The sequence below is a fragment of the Aeromicrobium halocynthiae genome (assembly GCF_039531385.1).
GTDB classification, from domain to species: domain Bacteria; phylum Actinomycetota; class Actinomycetes; order Propionibacteriales; family Nocardioidaceae; genus Aeromicrobium; species Aeromicrobium halocynthiae.
In genome coordinates this window covers 178,580-197,616 of record NZ_BAAAPY010000006.1, presented here as the reverse complement: position 1 = coordinate 197,616, position 19,037 = coordinate 178,580, and the positions used below count along the sequence as shown (strand labels likewise).

The window sequence follows — 19,037 nt, the reverse complement described above, 5'->3', positions numbered from 1 at the left end:
GTTTCTCCTATGTCAAGCCGCGGCCGGAAGGCAAGCCCGGGCGGCTGTGTGGTCGGTGGTGAGGTGGTTGAAGACGACACGTGCTAGACGGCGTTTGAGGCAGCGCAGGGCTTCGGGGGTGGACATGCCTTCGGCCTTCTTCTTCTCGTAGTAGATGCGGCCGAGGCCGTCGAGTCGGATCTGGGTGATGGCGATGCGGTGGATGGCGGCGTTGAGTTGCCGGTTGCCGGATCTGGTGAGTCGGACCCGGCCACGGGTGTTGCCCGACCAGACGGGGATCGGGGCGATCCCGGCGTGCCGGGCGAACGCGGCCTCGGACCTGAACCGCGTGATGCCAGCGGATTCTCCGACCAGCTTGGCAGCGGTCAGAACGCCGACCCCTGGCATGGCCAGCAGGGTAGGTGCGGCTGTGGTGACCAGCTCGGCGATACGCCGTTCCAGCTGGTTGATCCTCCCGGTCAGCTCGACAACGTCGGCGAGCTCGTCGCGGGCCAGCTCGGCCACGATCCCACCCACCCCAGCGAGTCGGTCGGTGAGGATCTGCTGATGCTTGGCCAGGTCCAGCGAACGCGCCTTCGGCGCCCACGCCGGGTCGAGCTCGTGAACGCGCCACAGCATCCGATTGATCGTGGCGGTGCGGTGCTTGACCAGGTCATCACGCCTGTCGACCAGCAACTTCAGCTCACGCGAGGTCTCGTCATGGGACGCGACCGGGAGGTTCGGCTCACGCAACGCGGCCCGCGCGACTGCGGCAGCGTCGATCGGGTCGGACTTCCCGCGAGTGCGGGCGATGCGACGCTGCTCGGCCATCATCTTCGGCGGCACTCGGACCACCTGCTGGCCCGCGGTCAGCAGATCACGCTCCAACCGCGCCGAGAGGTGGCGACAGTCCTCGACCGCCCACAGCAACTCTGTCCCGAACCGCTCCCGGGCCCAGGCGACCGCCTTGCGGTGACCAGTCGAATCAGCATCGAACGTCTTGTGGCCGAGCTCGCGGCCAGCCTGATCGACAGCGACGAACGTGTGTGTCCGCTTGTGCACGTCGGCTCCAACAACAACCATGGTGGTTGCCTCCTTCACTCAGATGCGAGGACGGTTGGGCCGGTCGGCGGACACATCTCAGTCGGGGCGATGCCACGCTCCTATCAAGTCACGCCGGCCGGTCCTTCACACCCAAGGCCGGCAAAACACATGCTCATCAACCCGAAGGCGACAGCGAACCTATGAGCCAGACCTCAGATGCTCAGGATCCAACCAGCCGCTGATGGCGGCGAGCCCCACCCTGACACTGAGTCGAACCTAGGGCATGGGGCGGACACGGTTCGCAGCATCGACGCCCGTTGTGGACGAGTCCTCTTCAGCGGTGCAGCACCGAGCGTGTGGAGGGAGGATGAATGCATGCGGGAGGACAAGACGTGCGCGGCCTGCGGTCGTCGTATCGAGTGGCGCAAGAAGTGGGAACGCGACTGGGACGACGTCCGGTACTGCTCGGCCGCGTGCCGGCGACGGGGTGTCTCGACGACGGATCATCGGCTCGAGGAGGCGATCCTCGACCTGCTGGCCGCTCGCGCCGTCGACGCCACGATCTGCCCGTCGGAGGCCGCGCGGCGCGTCGGTGACGACGACTGGCGCGACCTCATGGAGCCCGCCCGTCGCGCCGCGCGCCGCCTCGTCGACGCCGGCGATGTCGAGATCACCCAGGCCGGGCACGTCGTCGACCCGTCGACGGCGAAGGGACCGATCAGGATCCGCCGGGTCCGCTGACGTCCACGTCGGCGAACCCGGCGGCCCGAGCTCGGGATGGGTCAGGTCGGGGTGCTCAGCGAATCGCCTCGACCGCGGCGACGACGTCGATCAGACCGGCGCCCTTGTCGAAGGACGTCCCGCCCACGTACGGCGCACCGTCGCTGAAGCGGTAGGCCGTCGAGACGAGCGCCTGCTCCACCTGCGCCGGCGTGGCGGTGGGGTTCGCCTGGAACAGCTGCGCGACGGCACCGGCGACGTGCGGCGCAGCCATCGACGTGCCGCTGATGGTGTTGAAGGTGCCGCGGTCGAGCAGACCGGGTCCGTCGCGGAAGTCGAGGCCCGTGGAGCAGATCGGCATCGTCAGGCGGCACGAGGAGGTGATGTCCTCGCCGGGCGCCGACAGGTCGGGCCACGTGCTCGCGTCGGCCGCGTCACCGCGGCTCGAGTAGGAGGAGACGACGCCGTCGCGGGTGCCGGTGTTCTGGTCGAAGTACGACGCGACGCTGATGATGCCGCCCGTGGGGTCCTGCCCGGGCGGGTTGGTGAGGCTGGTGCTGCCGTCGCCGCCGTCGTTGCCGGCCGCCCACACGGTCACGACGCCCTCGGCGGCGAGCGCGCGCTGCAGCTTGACGGTGGTCGAGCTCGGATCGAAGGCCCCGCCGCCGGAGGGACCGTAGGAGTTGTTGGTGACCTTGATCGGCGGGCACTGCGCGGCGGAGACGCCTGCGCCGCAGGGGGCGGCGTGGTTCTCCAGCACCCAGTTGAGCGAGGCGTCGGCGCCGAGGATGAGGACGGCGGCACCGGTGGAGATGGACACGAGCTTGGCGCCGGGCGCGGCACCCTGGACCTCGTCGCCGTCGAGGAGTGTTGTGGGGCGACCGACCGCGATGCCGGAGACGTGGGTGCCGTGCCCGCCGGCCGACAGCGTGTCGGTGTCGACGATGGTGGGCACGCGCTGCACGCTGCACAGCGCCTCCAGCAGCGGGACGCAGACGGCCTTGAGGTTGGCGACGGTGGCGCCGCGCAGGTACGGGTGCGTCGGGTCGACGCCGGAGTCGATGACGGCGACGCTGACGCCCTCGCCGGTGAGCGCCGTGCCGTTCGCGCCGGTGAGCGTCGAGGCGGCCTCGGCGCCGCGGGTGGCGAGGTTCGACGTCGACTGGTGGTACTCGATCGGCTGGTTGCCCTCGACGTAGGTGACGCCGTCGGCCTCGCCTGCGGCGGTGATCTGCTCGGCGGTGCCCGACGCGGCGACGACGCCGATCTTGTCGAAGCTGGTGACCCGCGTCAGGCCGGCGTCGCGCACCGCCCGCTCGGCGTCGGCGAGCGTCTCGCCGTGGATCATCGCGGTGGTCTGCTCGCTGCCGTCGAGCGACTCCAGCTGGTGGGCCAGGAACGGCTGCAGCGGAGCCGCGTCGTCCGGCACGGCCTGGGCGGTGGTGGTGCCGGCCACCAGCGCCAACGCTGCGCCGGCTATGGACATGGACAGGACGGTGCGTCGCATGGGATCCCCCGATCTCCAGCCGCGGCACGCTGCTCACGGCTGCGATGAGACTAGCATCACGTGTAAACGCGTGTGACGGTCGCGTGTCCAACTCATGATTCGACGGTCAGGACCGCTGCAATTCCAAGACCTCGATGTGCCGACCGCGCAGGACCACTGGGGGCGCGTCGACTACCGTTGGACCACGTGCCACGGATCCTCCCCCAGTTCGCTCGTTGGACCCCTGCAGCGCTCGAGGTGCTGCGCGAGACCGCCGGCAGGTACGGCTCGACGATCACCACGTACGCCCTCGCCGACGAGGTGACGACGCGCACCGGGATCGACAGCCCGACGCAGCGTCGGACGTGGATCGGCGACCTGGTCGAGATGACGGCGCTGGCCGCCGAGCGCGCCGGTGACCCGCCGCTGGCGTCGTTGTGCGTCGGGCGCGACGGGACGGTCGGCGAGGGGTACGTCCGCATCGTCGCGGCGACGACGGGCGACGTCGTCTCCGACGCCGAGGCGCGCGCCGCGGAGGACCGCCTCGCCTGCTACCGCGCGCTCGCGCGCGACCTGCCGTCCGACGGGGGCTCGGTGGAGCACCTGCAGCGACGTCGGACGTCGCGCTCGACCCCGGCCCGGGCTCCTCGCGGCGCCGGCGGCACCATCCGGAGCAGCTCGACGACGGCGACGAAGGCCAAGGCGGAGCCGAGGAAGATCGCGGTCTGTCAGTCCTGCTACACTGCGCTGCCTGCCACCGGCGTCTGCGACTATTGCGATTGAGCGGCGCTCGCCCCGCCTCAGCCGCGCGCACGGCACGATGGGGGGATGAGCACCGAACGGGTCCTGGCCGACGCCGCCGAGCGCGGCCTGCAGATCGAGGTCATCGAGCGGCCGAGGGCGTCGTCGCTGGAGGAAGCGGCGCGGCTGCAGGGCATCGAGCCGCGCGACATCGTCAAGACGCTCGTGGTGAAACGCAGCGACGGCACCTACCTGTTCGTGCTCGTCCCCGGCGACCGGCAGATCGCGTGGAAGAAGCTGCGCGACGTCGTCGGCGTCAACAAGCTGCAGCTGCCCGACGCCGACCAGGCGCTCGAGGCCACCGGCTACGAGCGCGGCACCATCACTCCCCTGGGCTCGACGACCGCCTGGCCCGTCGTCGCCGACGCCTCCATCTCCGGACGCCGCATCTCGATGGGCGCCGGCGACCACCGCCACAGCCTCTGGGTGCAGGCCGACGAGTTGATCAAGGCGTTCGACGCGACGGTCGCTGACGTCACGTGACCTGGCGGATCGACCGGCGCCCCAGGTCGCCAGTCGATCCGCGAGTGGTCACAGGCCGAGGTCTATGAATGCCTCGCCTCGGCCGAACAGGTCGCTCACCTCGAGCAGACCGCCGGCCACGACCGACTCGGGGACGTCGAAGACGAGCAGTCCGGTCTTCGGCAGGTCGGGCTGCATCTCCTCGAAGATCAAGGGCTCGCCGTCGTCGCCAAGAGCCGCGAAGGTCCCGTCGCTGTCGGTCGAGTAGGACTTGTCGTTGTTGGCTCGGAACACCGCAGCGGTGTCGGAGAAGACCTTCGTCTCGTCCTTCAGGTTCTCGATCGTCAGGTCGACGATGACGTAGATGCCGTTCGCCTGCTCCTCGAAGAACTCCGAACCGACCGTCGGAGACGTGCGAACGCTCTCGACGACGTAGCGGGTGCCCTCGAGCTCGACGGCCTCGCCGACCGCCACGGGGGCGTCCTGGGTGACCTCTTCGGCGTCACCCTCGTCGCCCGCGGAACCGCCGGCTGCCACTTCGGAGGTGTCCGCGCGCGTCGCGCCCTCCTCGCCCCCGCCGGAGACCGCGGCGAACAGCACGAGGACGCCGATGACGATGGCTGCGATCCACCGCTTCTTGCGGTACCAAGGGCGGCTCGCCTTGGCGTAGGCCTTCGCTGCCTTCGCGGCGGCCCGCGGGTTCTCCGGCGCCTGCTGGGTGGTGTCGTTCATGTGGGTCTCCCCCGGTCGTTCTTCAGTGGAGGGGCCACCGTAGGAATTTTCCTCAGGCCGGCGCAGGAATTCGTGTGGCTCGAAGGGGCTACCTTCTCCGGCTGGACAGGACGGTCCGGGAGGGCGGGGCCCTTCAGGGAGCGCGCTCGACGCGGAGGCGGTCCGGGAGCTCCTGGGCGACGAGGTGCTCGGTGGGTCGGCGCGGGCCGGACACCGTGACTCGGAAGTCGAGCTCACCCTCTTGGAGGCGCAAGCGGGTGACGCCGATGACGAGGTCCTCCGCCAACATCGAGTCCACCACCTCCTCTGGCAGGACCGCGGCACCGACGATCACGGCGAGCTGTCGCTCTCTGGCCAGTCGTTGCCAACCGTGCAAGAGGCCGTCGCCCTCCCGAGTCGCTGACTCCGGCGCTCCAAGGGCGATCCCGTCGTCCACGGCGATCAGGCCGAGTCGAGGACCGATGTCCTGCAGGGCTTGCCACAGGGTCGACGGCGGTTCACCCACCCCGAACAGACCCGGTGGGACGTCCGGCCAGCCGACGCCGTTCGACGCAGCGATCTCCTGCGCGACTCGCGTCGCACGCCGGTGTGCTGATACGTAGACGGTCTCGACGCCCGCTACGGCTGCGTCGGCCACCACTCGCGACATCAGCCGCGACCGCTCGATGAGTGGGCCGACCACGAAGCAGACGTAGCCCGGCTGGAGAGGGCCGGTCGCTTCACCCAGCGTCCCACCCGGCGTGACGGCCCTGCTTCGGTAGAACGCCTCGATCTCCTCCGCCGCAGCGTCGCTGGTGGTCTTCACAGGTCACACGTCGCGCTTGCTCTGTCGGCGCCAGATCGCGTGGTCCAAGGCGGTCCGGTCTTCGAAACCGTGGTCGACCTTCAACAGAAGGTCGCGAACGGCCTCGGCCCGAAGTCGATCCGAGCCCGCGAGACCGAGCTTCCTGTTCACGTAGGCCACGACGTGGGTGTCGGCCTTGACGTCGTCGATGCCGTTGAGCATGGCGAAATACGACCACGTCACCTTCCCAAGACCCTTCTGCGAGAGGTAGATGCGCTTGGCGGTGGCGAACTTCGTGTCGTCCTGCAGGTCGGCGGAGTGCAGGACCTTCGCCTCGACCATGGCGGCGGCGACTGACTGCACGACATCCGACTTCTTCTTGCCGCCCGTCTCGGACCCATTCGCGGCGACCTCCGTCAGTGACCGGCCGGTCGGGTCGGCGAGACGGCGAAGGTCATCCATGGACTTCCTGTCGCCGGTCTCGGCTCGCCACCGGCTGACGACGGCGCGGACGCCCGTCGTCTCGCTGCCGTAGCGAGCACGGATCGAGAACACCGCGTCGATGAGCGCAGCCTCGATCTGCCCCACCCACCCGCCCGGCCACGGCGGCATCTTCCAGTCGGGAAAGTCCTCCTCCAAGGCCGCGCGAAGGACAGAAAGGTGCTCATCGTGTGCGGTCATGACTCTCCTAGGATCCGGCTGAGCACGTCGGCTCCTCCGACGGTCTCGATGTGGTGGGGGTCGCCGACGACGACGAGGAGGTCGCGGGCGCGGGACAGGCCGGTGTAGAGGCGTTCGACGGCGCGGTTCATGCCGGGCTTCTCGTTGAGGGCGAGGACGACGGCGGGACGTTCGAGGCCCTTGAAGCCGAGGACGCTGCCGTAGAAGACCTGGTCGCGGTCCCAGAAGGAGTCCCAGTACGCCTCCCAGCCATCCTCCTGGCGGGCCTTCTGCTCGGGGTGGCGGCTGCCGGTCGCGATGAGCGCGAGGTCGGAGGGCTGCCAGCCCTCCTCGAGGAGCGACTCGACGACGTCGTCGGCGTGGTCGAGCGCGGCATCGTAGGAGCACGGGACGAACCGGACGTCGGGTCCGTCGTGCTCGGAGACCCGCATCCGGTTCGGCGCCATGGAGGAGAACGCTGACGAGATCTGGCGGGTGTTGCGCAGGTTCTTGTCGAGCACGAGCGGCACCAGCCCGGCGGGCGGGCCGCCGAAGCGGGAGAAGACGCGCTGGCCCTCGTCGGAGAAGACGTAGAGGGCGTCGTCCTCGTACTTCAGCGCCTCCATGACGACCGGCCACCACAGGTCGGCGAAGTCCTGCGCCTCGTCGATGACGATCGCGTCGTAGAGATTCTCCAGCGGCTGGTCGGAGGCGAGCTCGAGCATCAGCTCGGGCAGCTCGACCTCCCAGAAGCGGGAGTCGTCGTCGCTGCCGTCGGGGGCGCCCCAGGCGCGACCGATGCCGTGGAAGGTACCGACATAGGCGGGACGCTCGTCCGGACCGAACGTGGAGACGCGTCGTTGCATCCATTGCGAGAGGCCGCGGGAGTAGCAGATGAGCGCGACGCGCTTGCCGGCTCGGCTGAGCCGGCGGGCCTGCTCGACGGCCAGCCACGTCTTGCCGCTGCCGGCGCCGCCGCGGACCTCCACGCGGCTGAGCTGCCCGGCGACGTCGAGGATCCGCGCCTGCTCGGCGCTGAGGCGCTCGACGAGGTCGTCGCGCTGGGCGACGCTCGCCTCGATCGACAGCTGGCTGTTGCGCTGGGGCAGGAACCGTCCGGAGAGGGCGTCGAAGATGGCCTCGGCGTCGCTGAGGTCGGTGGGTCGTCGGGCGTTGTCCTGGATGTCGAGGAGGGTTCGCAACCGGTTGCCGATGTCGGCGAGGTCGTTGGTGTCGATGATCATCGAACGTTCGCAGTCGGGGGTGGCGAACTTCGGGTCGATCTCGGTGTCGGTCAGGACGATGGCGTGAGCCCAGCGGGCCCGCGTGCGCCCGAACCACGACGGCGACGCCTCCACCCAGTCGAGGAGGACGTACTTGTTGTCGCGTGCCTGGTCGACGGGCCGGATGCGGCGCGGCTGCGGGTTCCACGCCTGCCACCACTGGCCGCCCTCGTGCCAGATCTTGTTGCCCTTGACCTCGAGCACGACGACGCCGTGACCGTCGAGGACGACAGCGAAGTCGAGCTCGTGGTCGTTGCCGCGGTGCGTGAATCGCTGGTTGGCGATGACGAGGTCGCGCTCGCCGAGCTGGTCGACGAGCGCCTTCCAGACCCGCTGCTCCGAGCGGGTGACGAAGGACGGCTCCTGGGGCCAGGTGAGCGGTGCCATGGTCTGGATCATCGCAGTACCAGGAGGTCAGCGGGCCGGTTCGCGGGGATGCGAGGGGTGATCCTCGGGGCGCTCATCGGACGTTCTGCTCGTCGAGGGTGGCCCGGACGCGCAGCAACGCGGAGATGGTGCGACGCCACCGCCGCTCGTCGCGATCGAGGACGTCGCCGAGGGGTCCGTCGGGTGCGGCCTCGGCGCGACGCCGGCTCGACGTCCGACGCGCCCGCGCCTGCCGCTGCCACGCAGCGGCCCTGTCAGAGTCGCCGTCGAGGGCTTGGAGCAGGACCGCGACGAGGTCCGCCGACGGCATGCGGCCAGCGGAGTGAGAGAGGGCCTCGAGCAGCGGGTCGACGCGGTCGCGGTCGCGGCCGTAGCGGGCCTGCAGGTCCGCGGCGACCTTCTCGGCGAGCCGCAGGGTGAGGGAGACGGCGTCGGTCAGGTGCTCGGGGACGAACGGGCCGGCGTCGACGGTCCAGAGCGCGATCAGGCGGTCCTCGGCGAGGAAGAAGCGGTGGAAGGGGTGGCGGCGCTGGAGCCTGCGGATCGCACTGCTCACCGACCACTCCTCCACGCCGCGGGCGAGGACGGTCCAGATCTCCAGGCGGTGGGTCCGCGGGGAGACGACGACGGCCGCGCCGTCCTCGGAGTGGACGACGAGGTCGCCGTCGGCGTCGGGCTCGGGCACGGACTCCATGTGCTGGCCGAGGGCGAGGGCCGCCCACCGGATCAGGTCGTCTCGGTCGGTGGGGCGGACCAGGGCGGGCAGGGCGGCGGGAGCGGCCGGCTCGTCGTCCTCGTGCCGCTCGACGAGGTCCGCCTCGTCGCCCTGGAGCGTCGTGACGGTCAGGAACGACGGCGCGACGACGCCCCAGTGCTCGTGCAACAGCCAGGCGATGCCGCCAGCGATCTCGTCGACGTCGCCGGTCGAGAGGGCCCGCGCGTACCCGGGACCTCCCTCGTGCTCGATGATGTCGCCGGTGCTGTCGACGTCCCAGACCGGGACGAACCCACGATCCAGGGCCTCCCGTCCCATCGGGTAGGACGGATTGGTCGTGACGCCGCGGACCTCGACGACGATGTACGGGTCGGTCCGCATCACCACGAGACAGGGGACGTCGTCGACCTCGGGAGCGGGGTCGAGACTCAGTCGGTCGTCGTCGAGGGTGTCGACGAGCCAGTCGGCGAGGCCGATGCGGAAGCGGAGCCACTGCTGCTCGATCTGCTCGTCGAGCCCGCTGTGGTCGCGGGAGTGGGGTCGTCGGGTCATCGCGCACCTCGTGGTCGGTGGTCTGTCACCACTGACGCTAGGCACGAGGACCGACAGAAATCGATGCTGCTTGCATAGAGCGTCGTCAGTCGACGCCGGCGTTTCGATCCAGGAGGCCCTGCATGACACGACGCTGCACCTCTGCGAGAGCATCCAGCCGCTCCCCCGGCGCTAGCTGCTCGACGCGGGCGACGACGTCGTGCACGACATCGCTCGTCGACGCCGGCGCGTCGCTGCTGGGCTCCTCGAGCGACATCACCGTCGGCGCCGTTGATCCCGATGCGAGGGCCTCGTCGAGAGCCCCGGGACGGTCGGACAGCAGTGCCTTGCGGACGCGCGAAGAACGCTGGGACGACAGTGACGTCGCGTCGTCAGCCGGGAGGGCCGCCTCGAGGGCGAGCGGGTCGATGCCGAGTGCGGCGGCGAGCTGGGCACCAGCCTTGCGCGACGGCTTGCGCAGGCCGGTCTCGAGCTGAGACACGTAGGGATAGGAGAGGCCGGAGCGCTCGGCCAGCTGCGAGCGGGTCATGCCGCGTCGCTTGCGGTACTCGCTCAGCACGCGTCCGAAGGCGGAGTTCGTCGCCATGGAATGCTCCTTGCATAGTTTTGTCTGCGCCCAGCATTATGCTCGCTGCACACTCTACTGGAAGGAGCCGATCATGAAGCTCTCGACACACCTCGGGCGTGATCGCTTCGCGTGGATGCAGCCTCGGCTGACCCGACGCGACCACGCCGTCCTCCTCGTCCGCGTCGCCGGCGAGACCCCCAGCGACGTCCTGCTGGAGACCGAGCGCCGACCCTCGCACCTGGTGGTCGTGCTCGACCGCAGCGGCTCGATGGGCGGGGACCGCCTGGAGCAGGCGAAGGCGGCCCTGGTCGACGTGGTCCGGCGGCTCGGGGCCTCGGACTCGTTCGGCCTGGTCACCTTCGACGGCTCGGTGCGGGTGGTCGTGCCCGCGGGCCCGGTCACCGACCCTGAGGCAGTGGTGCGTCGGATCGAGGCCGTCCGCGCCGGCGGCTCCACCGACCTCGGCGCCGGGCTCGTGCGCGGCCTGGAGGAGGCGCGATGTCTCGACGTCGGTCCGGGCGTGCGGGTGCTGCTGGTCAGCGACGGCCACGCCAACACCGGCGTCACCGATCCCGACGCGCTCAGGGGTCGCGTCGAGCTGGTGCGCGCCGAGGGCGTGACGACGTCGACCCTCGGGGTCGGTCTCGGGTACGACGAGCAGCTGCTCTCGGTGATCGCCCGGGCCGGTGCCGGCAACGAGCACTTCGCCGAGGAGGCCGACACCGCGGCCGCAGCCATCGGCGAGGAGTGCGGGGAGCTCGCCCAGCAGCGGTTCCTGTCGTGCCGGCTGACGTTCACGCCGAGCTCGGGCATCAGGAAGGCCGAGCTGCTCAATGACCTCCCCCGCACGTCGACCGGCGACGGCTTCCAGGTGGACCTCGGCGGCCTGCGCGTCGACGAGACCCGCTCGCTGGTGATCGAGTGCGCTCCGCGCCAGGCGACTCGGCCGGGTCGGCGCCGCGTCGGGGTGGTGCGCCTGGACTGGGTGCTCGCCGACGACCTCACCGACCACAGCGTCTCCTCCACCGTGTGGACGCGCGTCATCCGCCCCGGCGAGCCGGAGGGCGTCGTCGACCGCGAGGTGCTCGGCGAGTGGTTCGTCCAGCGGATGCTGCGCCGCAAGCGTCGCGCCGTTCAGGCCCTGGCCGCCGGTCGCTTCCGCGAGGCCGAGGAGTGGTTCGCCCGCGTGGCCGAGCTGGCCCGCGGCGCCGCCCCGGGCGTCCCCCGCCGCTACCGCGAGGAGCTCCTGCATGCGGCCGACGAAGCCGACCACTTCGCCGAGGTCGCTCCTCTCGAGTACGACCCGGACGGACGCAGCCACGCGCTCAAGTCGATGACGGTCGACATCGCGCGTCGGGCGAGGCGGCGGTCGTGAGGGCGGGCACGACCGACGCCGGAGAGGTTCGTTGCCCCCCGGAACTGTCCGGACGTCGGGTTAGCCTCGGCGATGGTCACGAGTGCCACCCACGCCTCCGGACAGTGGTGGCCGGCAACCGCGTCGCCCGACACGGTGCCCTCCGGAGAAGACCTGGGCCGCACCGACCGGTGCGGTCAAGCGGGCACTCGTCGTGCCCTGACCCCAGGAGGGCACATGGACGTCGATCTCGACTCCTACGCACACCATCTCGACGCTGGGGCCATGCGTCGGATCTTCCATTACGGACACTTCATCCCGGTGCGGCGCGGGTTCACGAAGGCCTTCGTCGACCGGCACTACCCGGGCTGGACCTGGAACGCGCTGATGGATCTGCTCGAAGGTGCCGGGGTCGCGCACCGTCGACCGGGGGTGTCGCCACACCCGCTCTGGGCGCCCGACCGCCTCGTCGAGAGCGTGCACGTCAACAGTCCCAGCGACTACTGCATCGTCTGGATCGACGGGACGGTGACGGTGCGATGACCACCCCGACCGGTCGCGATGACCTCGCGCCGGCACTCCCGGCGGACGGGGTCTGCCGATTCTGCCTCTGCACGCCCCCCTCGCGGGTCATGATGACCGCCACGAGCAGGACCTCTCCGGGTCCGACGAGGAGACAACCATGGTGATGTTCGACGATGGCGGGACGTTCGTCCTGAGCCCCTCGGACCTGACGACGTCGGCGGACTGCGAGTTCGGCTGGCTGCGCGAGGTCGACGTCCGGCGCGGGCTCATCGCGCCGTTGGCGACGGAACCAGATGCGATGTCGGCGGGGCTCGCCGAGCTCGGCGACGAGCACGAGCAGCGCCAGCTGGAGTCGTTGCGGTCGGACGGTCTGAGAGTGGTCGAGATCGAGCGCCCAGATCCTTACACCCCGTCCACGATCGCCGCGGCGATGGACCTCACCGTCGGCGCGCTGCGTGACGGAGTCGACGTCGTGGCGCAGGCGGTCCTGACCGACGGCGGGTTCGCGGGGGTTGCGGACTTCCTCGTCCGCGACGACCAGGGGCGGTTCGAGGTGTGGGACGCCAAGCTGGCGCGGCACGCCAAGGTGACGGCGCTGCTGCAGATCGCCGCGTACGCCGATCTGCTGGACCAGCAGGGCGTGCCGCGCTCGCCGGTCGGCCGGTTGGTGCTCGGCAACGGCGAGATGCACGAGCAACCGCTCGACGACGTCGTCGCCGTCTACCGGCACCGCCGGCGCCACCTCGAGACGCTGCTGACGCGTCACCTCGACGAGGGCGTGGCTGCCGCGTGGAACGACGAGAGCCTCACCCAGTGCGGTTCGTGCGATCACTGTGCTGCGCAGGTGGAGGCCCACCGCGACCTCCTGCTCGTCGCCGGTCTGCGTCGGACCCAGCGCCAGAGGCTCCGTGCCGGCGGCATCGGGACGATCGAGCAGCTCGCCGCGTCGACGTCCACCGTGCCCGGGTTGCCGGAGCGGACGTGGCGCACGCTGTCGGCGCAGGCGCGGATGCAGGTCTCGGCACCCGATGGTGAGGTGCGGTTCGAGATCGTCGACGCGGCGCCCATCCAGCAGCTGCCGGCTCCCGACGAGGGTGACGTCTTCTTCGACTTCGAGGGCGACCCGCTCTGGACCGGCCCGGACGGCACCGATGCCGGCCTGGAGTACCTGTTCGGCTGGGTCGAGAACGACGGCAGCGAGACAGGCGCCTTCACAGGGTTGTGGGCCGACGACCGCGCCGAGGAGCGCGAGGCCCTCCGAGAGTTCCTCGCCTTCCTCGAGGACCGTTGGGAGCGACGCCCGGGGATGCACGTCTACCACTACGCGCCGTACGAGGTAACCGCTCTGAAGCGGCTCACCGTGCGGCACACGCTGGGTGAGGACTTCCTCGACGACCTCCTGCGTGCGGGCGTGTTCGTCGACCTGTACGCCACGGTGCGTCAGTCGGTGCGGGTCTCGCAACCGTCGTACAGCATCAAGAAGCTCGAGCCGCTCTACATGGGCGACTCCCTGCGTGGCGAGGTCGCGAGCGCGACCGACTCGATCGTGGAGTACGAGCGGTACCGCATCCTGCGCGAACGGGGGGCCGATGCGGAGGCGCAGGAGGTGCGTGCGGAGATCGAGGACTACAACGCCTACGACTGCACCTCCACGATGCGCCTGCTCGAGTGGTTGCGTGAGGTCGGCGAGTGGACCGGGCAGTTCGTGCGATCCTCCGGGACAGATCAGTCGGAGAGCACTGCTGAGAGTCAGACGAAGCTGGGGGAGGTCGCGGCCGTTGCTGCCGACCTCCTTGCTGCTCTCCCTGCCGCGGGTCGCAGCGACGAGCAGCAGGGCCTCGCATTGTTGGCCGCAGCCCTCGGCTACCACCGCCGGAAGGAGAATCCCTTCTGGTGGGCCCATTACGCCCGTCTCCAGGACGCAGTGGACGAATGGCTCGACCCCCGCGGCACGCTCGTCGCGGACGCGCCGGTCGCGGTGCTGGAGGACTGGCACTCGGTGAAGCGAAGTCTCGGACGGGTGTTGCTCCTGCGCGGAGAGCTCGAGCCGGGATCGACCATCGAAGAAGGTGCCAACGTCAACCTGCTCTTCGAGGAACTGCCGCCGGACACCGTGCTCGGTCCTGGGCAGGTGCGGACATACCGCGGCACGGGGACGGTCCTATCGATCACTGGAGATACGAACGGCCAGGTAGAAGTGCGGGTACTGCAGAAGATCTCGAGAAAGTTGCCAACCTTTCCGCAGGTTCCGATGGCGATCACTGAGACGCCCGGCTCAAATGACAAGCCCTTGGAGCAAGCAATCCGTGGCGTGGCCGAGTCGGTTGCCGCCGGTGACCCGGTGAGGCTGCCGGAGTCGGCCGCGCTGGACGTCCTGGCCCGCCGCGCTCCACGGCTCGTCGACGGTCTCTTCACCGGTGGCGAGATCACCTCTAGCAACATCGACCTCGTGCTCGACGCGGTCCGTCGGCTCGACCGGTCCTACCTGGGCGTCCAGGGCCCACCCGGGACCGGCAAGACCTACCTCGGATCGCAGGTGGTACCTCGTCTCGTGGAGGCCGGGTGGAGGGTCGGCGTCGTGGCGCAGGGCCACACCACCGTCGAGACCTTCCTCGAGAAGACCATCGATGCCGGGCTCGACCCATCGCTCGTGGCCAAGGAGAACCGCAACGGCGACACTTCGGATAAGGCGTGGGGCGTCTTGAAGGACAAGCCGGATCACGCCGCGTTCGCCGCAGCACAGCCAGCCGGCTTCCTCATCGGTGGCACGGCCTGGGCGTTCGCCAGCGAGAAGGCGTTCGGCGAGGGCGAGCTCGACCTGGTCGTGATCGACGAGGCGGGCCAGTTCTGCCTCGCGAACACGATCGCCGTCGGCCGCGCCACCCAGAGGTTGCTGCTGCTGGGCGATCCTCAGCAGCTGCCGCAGGTGAGCCAGGGTACGCACCCGGAACCGGTCGACGACTCCGCGCTTTCGTGGCTCATGGAGGGTGCTGCGACGCTGCCTGCCTCGCGAGGCTACTTCCTCGCGAGGACCCGTCGCATGCACCCCGCCCTGACCGCGTCGGTCTCCCGCCACTCCTACGACGGCAGGCTCGCGGCGGTCGACGACGTCACCGCCGCCCGGGAGCTCGTCGGCGTCGAGCCCGGCGTTCACTCGGTGGCCGTGCACCATCGCGGCAACAGCGTCCACTCCGTGGAGGAGGCCGACGCCGTGGTCGCGACCGTCCGCGACCTCATGACGACTGAGTGGCAACCGTCGGCCACCGAAGCCCGACGACCGATGACGCCGGCCGACGTGATCGTCGTGGCTCCGTACAACGCGCAGGTCGCGACGATCCGCAAGCGCCTCGACGCGGCAGGGCACGACCAGACCCGCGTCGGCACCGTCGACAAGTTCCAGGGCCAGGAGGCCGCGGTCGTCATCGTCTCGATGACCGTCTCGTCCCCCGCCGACGCGCCGCGCGGGATGGACTTCCTGCTGAACCGCAACCGCCTCAACGTCGCAGTCTCCCGCGGACAATGGGCGGCCTACGTCGTCCACTCCCCCGCTCTGGCCGACCACCTGCCGTCGACGCCGCATGCGCTGGAGGAGCTGGGCTCGTTCCTGCGGCTGACGTCCGGTCCCCTGGGAGGCGACGCGTGAGCGGGGACGGATCTTCGCGCAAACCCGCCTCCACAAGCGCTACGAGTCGTATCTTTGCCGCAGCCGCAACGGCTCCAGCGGCCCGCACCGAGCGGGGCCGACCACCGATCGAGGGGAACCCCACCATGCCGACCTGGGACACCGAGGGGCTGCTGCCCAAGAACGAGGACGCGCGGACCGCGCGCTACCGGCGCCTGCAATCCTGGTACCGCGAGGTCGTGATGGAGGCCTCGGCCGGCGACTATCGCGAGTACAAGCCTCTGGGCAGCTACCTCGATCCGTCCGAGGTCGAGCGGGACAGGTCCTTGAACTTCATCCACCCCGAGGCCCACGCTCACGCCGAGCAGCGGGCCGTCGAGGTGCAGGCCGAGGGCGGCACGCTGAGCGTGCCTCGCCTGTTCCACAACATGCTGTCGAGCATGCCGATGTGCTTCAACCTGTTCGGTGCGATGCGGGCCGAGCCGGAGTTCCTCGAGGTCTTCCGGAGCCTGTTCGACTCCGAGGCGACGGCGATCCGCGAGATCGTCTGCGAGTGGGCTCCACCGGAGCCGGCGCTGCGCCTCGGTGATCACAGCGCCTTCGATGCCGTCGTGCACTACGAGGCCGACGGCGAGCGTCGCTTCGTCGGGATCGAGACCAAGTACACCGAGCCGTTCAGCCGCAAGGACTACGACCGTCCGCGCTACCGCGAGGTGACCAGCGACTCCGGATGGTTCGTCTCCGCCGAGTCCGCTGACCGACTCAAGGCATCGGCCACGAACCAGCTCTGGCGCACGACGCTGCTCGCGGCCGCGGCGGACGGCTCGGCCGAGTACGGTCGCGGGTCGGTGGCGGTCGTCGCGCTGTCCGACGACCGGTCCGCCGGCACGACCGTCGACGCGGTCCGCGCCGAGTTCTCTCCTGCCCGCGCCGACCGCCTCAGGTTCGTGACCATCGAGTCGATCCTCGACGCCGCCGACGGCATCGAGAGCCTTGCCGGGTGGTCCCGCACCTTCCGTCGCCGCTACGTCGACCATCAGCGGCCGGACGAGTGGGCCAGCCAGCAGAACCCGCCGGCCGGGGACTGAGCGTCCCGCGTGGTCGAGCAGCCCCAGACCCCCTGGAGATGTCGTCCGGAGGCGAAGGCGTGACCGGCGTGAGCGGAACGGTCTTCGTCGTTCACGGACGTCTGGAGGACCTCACGTGGCAAGGCGCCGTGATCGTGACCGACGACCGCGGCCTCGTCGGCAAGACCTGGCGCGGGCTCAGCCTCAGCCAGGACGCGCCGCTCGACATGTCGGACGGGTGGGCGCTGGTGCCGGCGGACGTTCCCGTCGCCGCAGTCAGCATCGAGGCGACGTACGACGTCGTCCTCGATCGCATCGACCACTGCCTGGAGCGCTTCCGGTCGGCGATCTCTCGTGACCACGCGACGGCGACGCCCCCGCTCGTTGCCGTGCCGGTCGTCGGCATCGGCCGAGGCGGGTTCGGCGACGACCGCGGCGAGATCCTGCGGAGGCTTCTCGAGCGCCTCGCGTCGACAACCCGTCGACTCGGGCTCGACGTCGCCGTCGTCACCCCCGACCCCTCGGTCTACGCGGCCGCACAGCATCTGCGACGAGGTGGGCCGAGCGTCCTGCCGCCGGAGCTCGAGAATGCGGCACGCGACCTGGGTGGTCTGGCAGCGCGCGGACGTCTCGCGCTCTTCACCGGCGCCGGCGTCTCCGCACCGAGCGGACTGCCCACGTGGACCACGCTGCTCGGACAGCTCGCCGACCTCTACGACATCTCCGACCTCATCGAGGAGACCGCGGGCTTGTCCGCCACTGACGTCGCCGGCCTGATCGAACAGCACGCTCCGAAGACGTTCCAGGCGGACGTCGCTGCACGATTCACCGGCGACCACCGGCCCTCCCTGCTGCACGCGCTGCTCGCCGGGCTCGACGCGCACGAGGTCGTGACCACCAACTACGACCTGCTCTTCGAGCGCGCTGTCGAGGCAACGGGACGCGGGATCACGAGCGTCCTCCCGTGGCAGTCGGCCGTCGACAACGAGCGCTGGATCCTCAAGCTGCACGGCGACGTCGACCACGCCGACCAGAGCGTGCTGACCCGTCACCACATGGTGCGCTACGACGCCGCCAATCGGCCGTCGGCGTCGCTGCTGCAGTCACTCCTCCTGACGCGGCACACCCTGTTCGTTGGATTGTCGATGTCCGACGACAACGTCATCAGGCTGATGCACGAGGTGCAGGAGTACCGCCGCGTCAACGAGGCCGCCGCGACCGGGCGATTCGGCACGGTCCTGGACGTCCGGGGCGATGCGGCGAGAGCGTCGCTGTGGCAGGACCAGCTGCACTGGCTCGACCTGTCGGTGAGCGACCTCGGACCGGGCACGCGCGTCATCCGGCTGTTCCTCGATCGCGTCGCCGTGCACGCGGCGCGGGACGCCTCGTGGCTGCTCGACGAACGCTTCGCTGGTCTCCTGCCGCCGGAGCACCGTGAGGTCGCTCGCCTCGCGCGGGACCTGAATGCGGACCTCCCCGCGGACGACGGCCCATGGGCGGTGCTGAGAGCAGCACTGAGGGAGCTCGGCGCGACCCCGCCGGACTGAGTCGACGGTCCCGCAGCGGGTCGCTGGTCAGCGACGGGTGCGCGGCAGCCGGACGCGTTCGGGCAGCGCGTCCGTCGGGGCGACGGTCCAGAGCCGTGCCGGACGACCACCGCTGCTGCGTGAGGTGTGCACGCCGTCGTCGACGTGCGGGACCAGCAGCGGCTCCATGCGACGTCGGAAGGTGTCGCGCTGCAGACTCGCGCCCAGCACCGCCTCGTGGAGCTGTCGCAGCTCCGCCAGCGTGAAGGCCTGGGTCATCAGACCGTCGGGGTCGGGCCGAAGCTCGTAGCGTGCCCGCGTCCTCGCGACGGCGTCGCGCACCAGCGCCGTGTGGTCGAACAGGAGCCTCGGCAGCTCGTCCACCGGGACCCACCGGCCGGAGGTCGTCGTCGTGGGAAGCACCACGGCGTGGCCGAGCGAGACGGTCCATCCGCGGGGGTCCCGCTCGTCGGCGTCGAACACGCCGATGAGCTCGGGCTCGCGTCCGGCGAGGTCGACGTCGGCCTTCTCGCGCAGTGCCGTGGAGAGCGTGTCGGCCGCCCTCTCCCCCGGTCGCATGAATCGGCCGGGCAGAGCCAGTCCCGCGGGTTCTTCGCGACGCTCGAGCGCCAGGACGGCGAGAGCGCGATCCGTCGCCTCGCGCGTTCGCGGCACGACGGACAGCACGGCGACGTCGACCGCGACGTTGGGACGGGGGAAGCGCGACAGGTCAACCACGAGACCAACTTAGACGACTTCTGCTGAAAGTG

General features: G+C 70.2%; 17 protein-coding genes and 1 riboswitch. Of the genes, 8 read left to right on the top strand and 9 right to left on the bottom strand.

What is annotated here, in order from left to right; all coding sequences use genetic code 11:
* Positions 1–12: 12 nt before the first annotated feature.
* Positions 13–1,080, bottom strand: coding sequence for an IS110 family RNA-guided transposase (locus ABD213_RS10315; RefSeq protein ID WP_344327320.1), 1,068 nt, complete (start codon positions 1,078–1,080; stop codon positions 13–15).
* Positions 1,081–1,398: 318 nt separating this feature from the next.
* On the opposite strand from ABD213_RS10315, the gene ABD213_RS10310 reads away from it, so the two are divergent.
* Complete coding sequence (locus ABD213_RS10310) at positions 1,399–1,764, top strand: DUF3253 domain-containing protein (RefSeq protein WP_344327720.1); 366 nt, start codon at positions 1,399–1,401, stop codon at positions 1,762–1,764.
* Positions 1,765–1,819: 55 nt separating this feature from the next.
* On the opposite strand, the gene ABD213_RS10305 is transcribed toward ABD213_RS10310, so the two are convergent.
* Entirely contained in the window at positions 1,820–3,250 is a 1,431-nt protein-coding gene (locus ABD213_RS10305; protein WP_344327718.1) for a S8 family peptidase, read from the bottom strand.
* A gap of 186 nt (positions 3,251–3,436) precedes the next feature.
* On the opposite strand from ABD213_RS10305, the gene ABD213_RS10300 reads away from it, so the two are divergent.
* Together ABD213_RS10300 and ABD213_RS10295 are read left to right on the top strand one after the other, a co-directional pair.
* Positions 3,437–4,012: a hypothetical protein gene (locus tag ABD213_RS10300; protein ID WP_344327716.1), complete on the top strand. Its 576-nt coding sequence runs from the start codon at positions 3,437–3,439 to the stop codon at positions 4,010–4,012.
* A gap of 45 nt (positions 4,013–4,057) precedes the next feature.
* The gene (locus tag ABD213_RS10295) at positions 4,058–4,513 is read left to right on the top strand and encodes an aminoacyl-tRNA deacylase (protein WP_344327711.1); all 456 of its coding nucleotides are present in this window, start codon (positions 4,058–4,060) and stop codon (positions 4,511–4,513) included.
* 48 nt (positions 4,514–4,561) lie between these two features.
* Here the strand turns inward: ABD213_RS10295 and ABD213_RS10290 are convergent, their stop codons facing one another.
* The 6 genes from ABD213_RS10290 to ABD213_RS10265 form a co-directional block, all read right to left on the bottom strand.
* Positions 4,562–5,224 (bottom strand): DUF4352 domain-containing protein, encoded by a 663-nt coding sequence (locus ABD213_RS10290; RefSeq protein WP_344327709.1) that lies wholly within the window; start codon positions 5,222–5,224, stop codon positions 4,562–4,564.
* A gap of 133 nt (positions 5,225–5,357) precedes the next feature.
* A complete protein-coding gene (locus tag ABD213_RS10285) occupies positions 5,358–6,029 on the bottom strand; it encodes a hypothetical protein (RefSeq protein ID WP_344327707.1) in 672 nt (223 codons plus the stop codon).
* A 3-nt stretch (positions 6,030–6,032) separates the two neighbouring features.
* The gene (locus tag ABD213_RS10280) at positions 6,033–6,689 is read right to left on the bottom strand and encodes a hypothetical protein (RefSeq protein WP_344327702.1); all 657 of its coding nucleotides are present in this window, start codon (positions 6,687–6,689) and stop codon (positions 6,033–6,035) included.
* Complete coding sequence (locus ABD213_RS10275; protein ID WP_344327698.1) at positions 6,686–8,338, bottom strand: nuclease-related domain-containing DEAD/DEAH box helicase; 1,653 nt, start codon at positions 8,336–8,338, stop codon at positions 6,686–6,688. Before ABD213_RS10275 ends, ABD213_RS10280 begins: the two co-directional genes overlap by 4 nt.
* Positions 8,339–8,411: 73 nt before the next feature.
* Positions 8,412–9,605, bottom strand: a complete 1,194-nt coding sequence (locus ABD213_RS10270) for a T3SS (YopN, CesT) and YbjN peptide-binding chaperone 1 (RefSeq protein ID WP_344327696.1) — start codon at positions 9,603–9,605, stop codon at positions 8,412–8,414.
* An 85-nt stretch (positions 9,606–9,690) separates the two neighbouring features.
* Positions 9,691–10,191 (bottom strand): helix-turn-helix domain-containing protein, encoded by a 501-nt coding sequence (locus ABD213_RS10265; protein WP_344327693.1) that lies wholly within the window; start codon positions 10,189–10,191, stop codon positions 9,691–9,693.
* A 73-nt stretch (positions 10,192–10,264) separates the two neighbouring features.
* Here ABD213_RS10265 and ABD213_RS10260 point away from each other — a divergent pair, with 73 nt between their 5' ends.
* From ABD213_RS10260 to ABD213_RS10240, 5 genes are all read left to right on the top strand, one after another.
* The gene (locus ABD213_RS10260; protein ID WP_344327691.1) at positions 10,265–11,548 is read left to right on the top strand and encodes a vWA domain-containing protein; all 1,284 of its coding nucleotides are present in this window, start codon (positions 10,265–10,267) and stop codon (positions 11,546–11,548) included.
* A gap of 74 nt (positions 11,549–11,622) precedes the next feature.
* A riboswitch (SAM riboswitch) is annotated at positions 11,623–11,737 on the top strand.
* Positions 11,738–11,764: 27 nt separating this feature from the next.
* Complete coding sequence (locus ABD213_RS10255; protein WP_344327689.1) at positions 11,765–12,070, top strand: hypothetical protein; 306 nt, start codon at positions 11,765–11,767, stop codon at positions 12,068–12,070.
* Positions 12,071–12,209: 139 nt separating this feature from the next.
* Positions 12,210–15,695 (top strand): TM0106 family RecB-like putative nuclease, encoded by a 3,486-nt coding sequence (locus ABD213_RS10250; RefSeq protein ID WP_344327687.1) that lies wholly within the window; start codon positions 12,210–12,212, stop codon positions 15,693–15,695.
* A 125-nt stretch (positions 15,696–15,820) separates the two neighbouring features.
* Complete coding sequence (locus ABD213_RS10245; protein WP_344327685.1) at positions 15,821–16,762, top strand: PGN_0703 family putative restriction endonuclease; 942 nt, start codon at positions 15,821–15,823, stop codon at positions 16,760–16,762.
* A gap of 68 nt (positions 16,763–16,830) precedes the next feature.
* Entirely contained in the window at positions 16,831–18,288 is a 1,458-nt protein-coding gene (locus tag ABD213_RS10240; protein WP_344327683.1) for an SIR2 family protein, read from the top strand.
* Positions 18,289–18,315: 27 nt separating this feature from the next.
* On the opposite strand, the gene ABD213_RS10235 is transcribed toward ABD213_RS10240, so the two are convergent.
* Entirely contained in the window at positions 18,316–19,005 is a 690-nt protein-coding gene (locus ABD213_RS10235; protein WP_344327681.1) for an NrtR DNA-binding winged helix domain-containing protein, read from the bottom strand.
* Between the last annotated feature and the right edge of the window lie 32 nt (positions 19,006–19,037).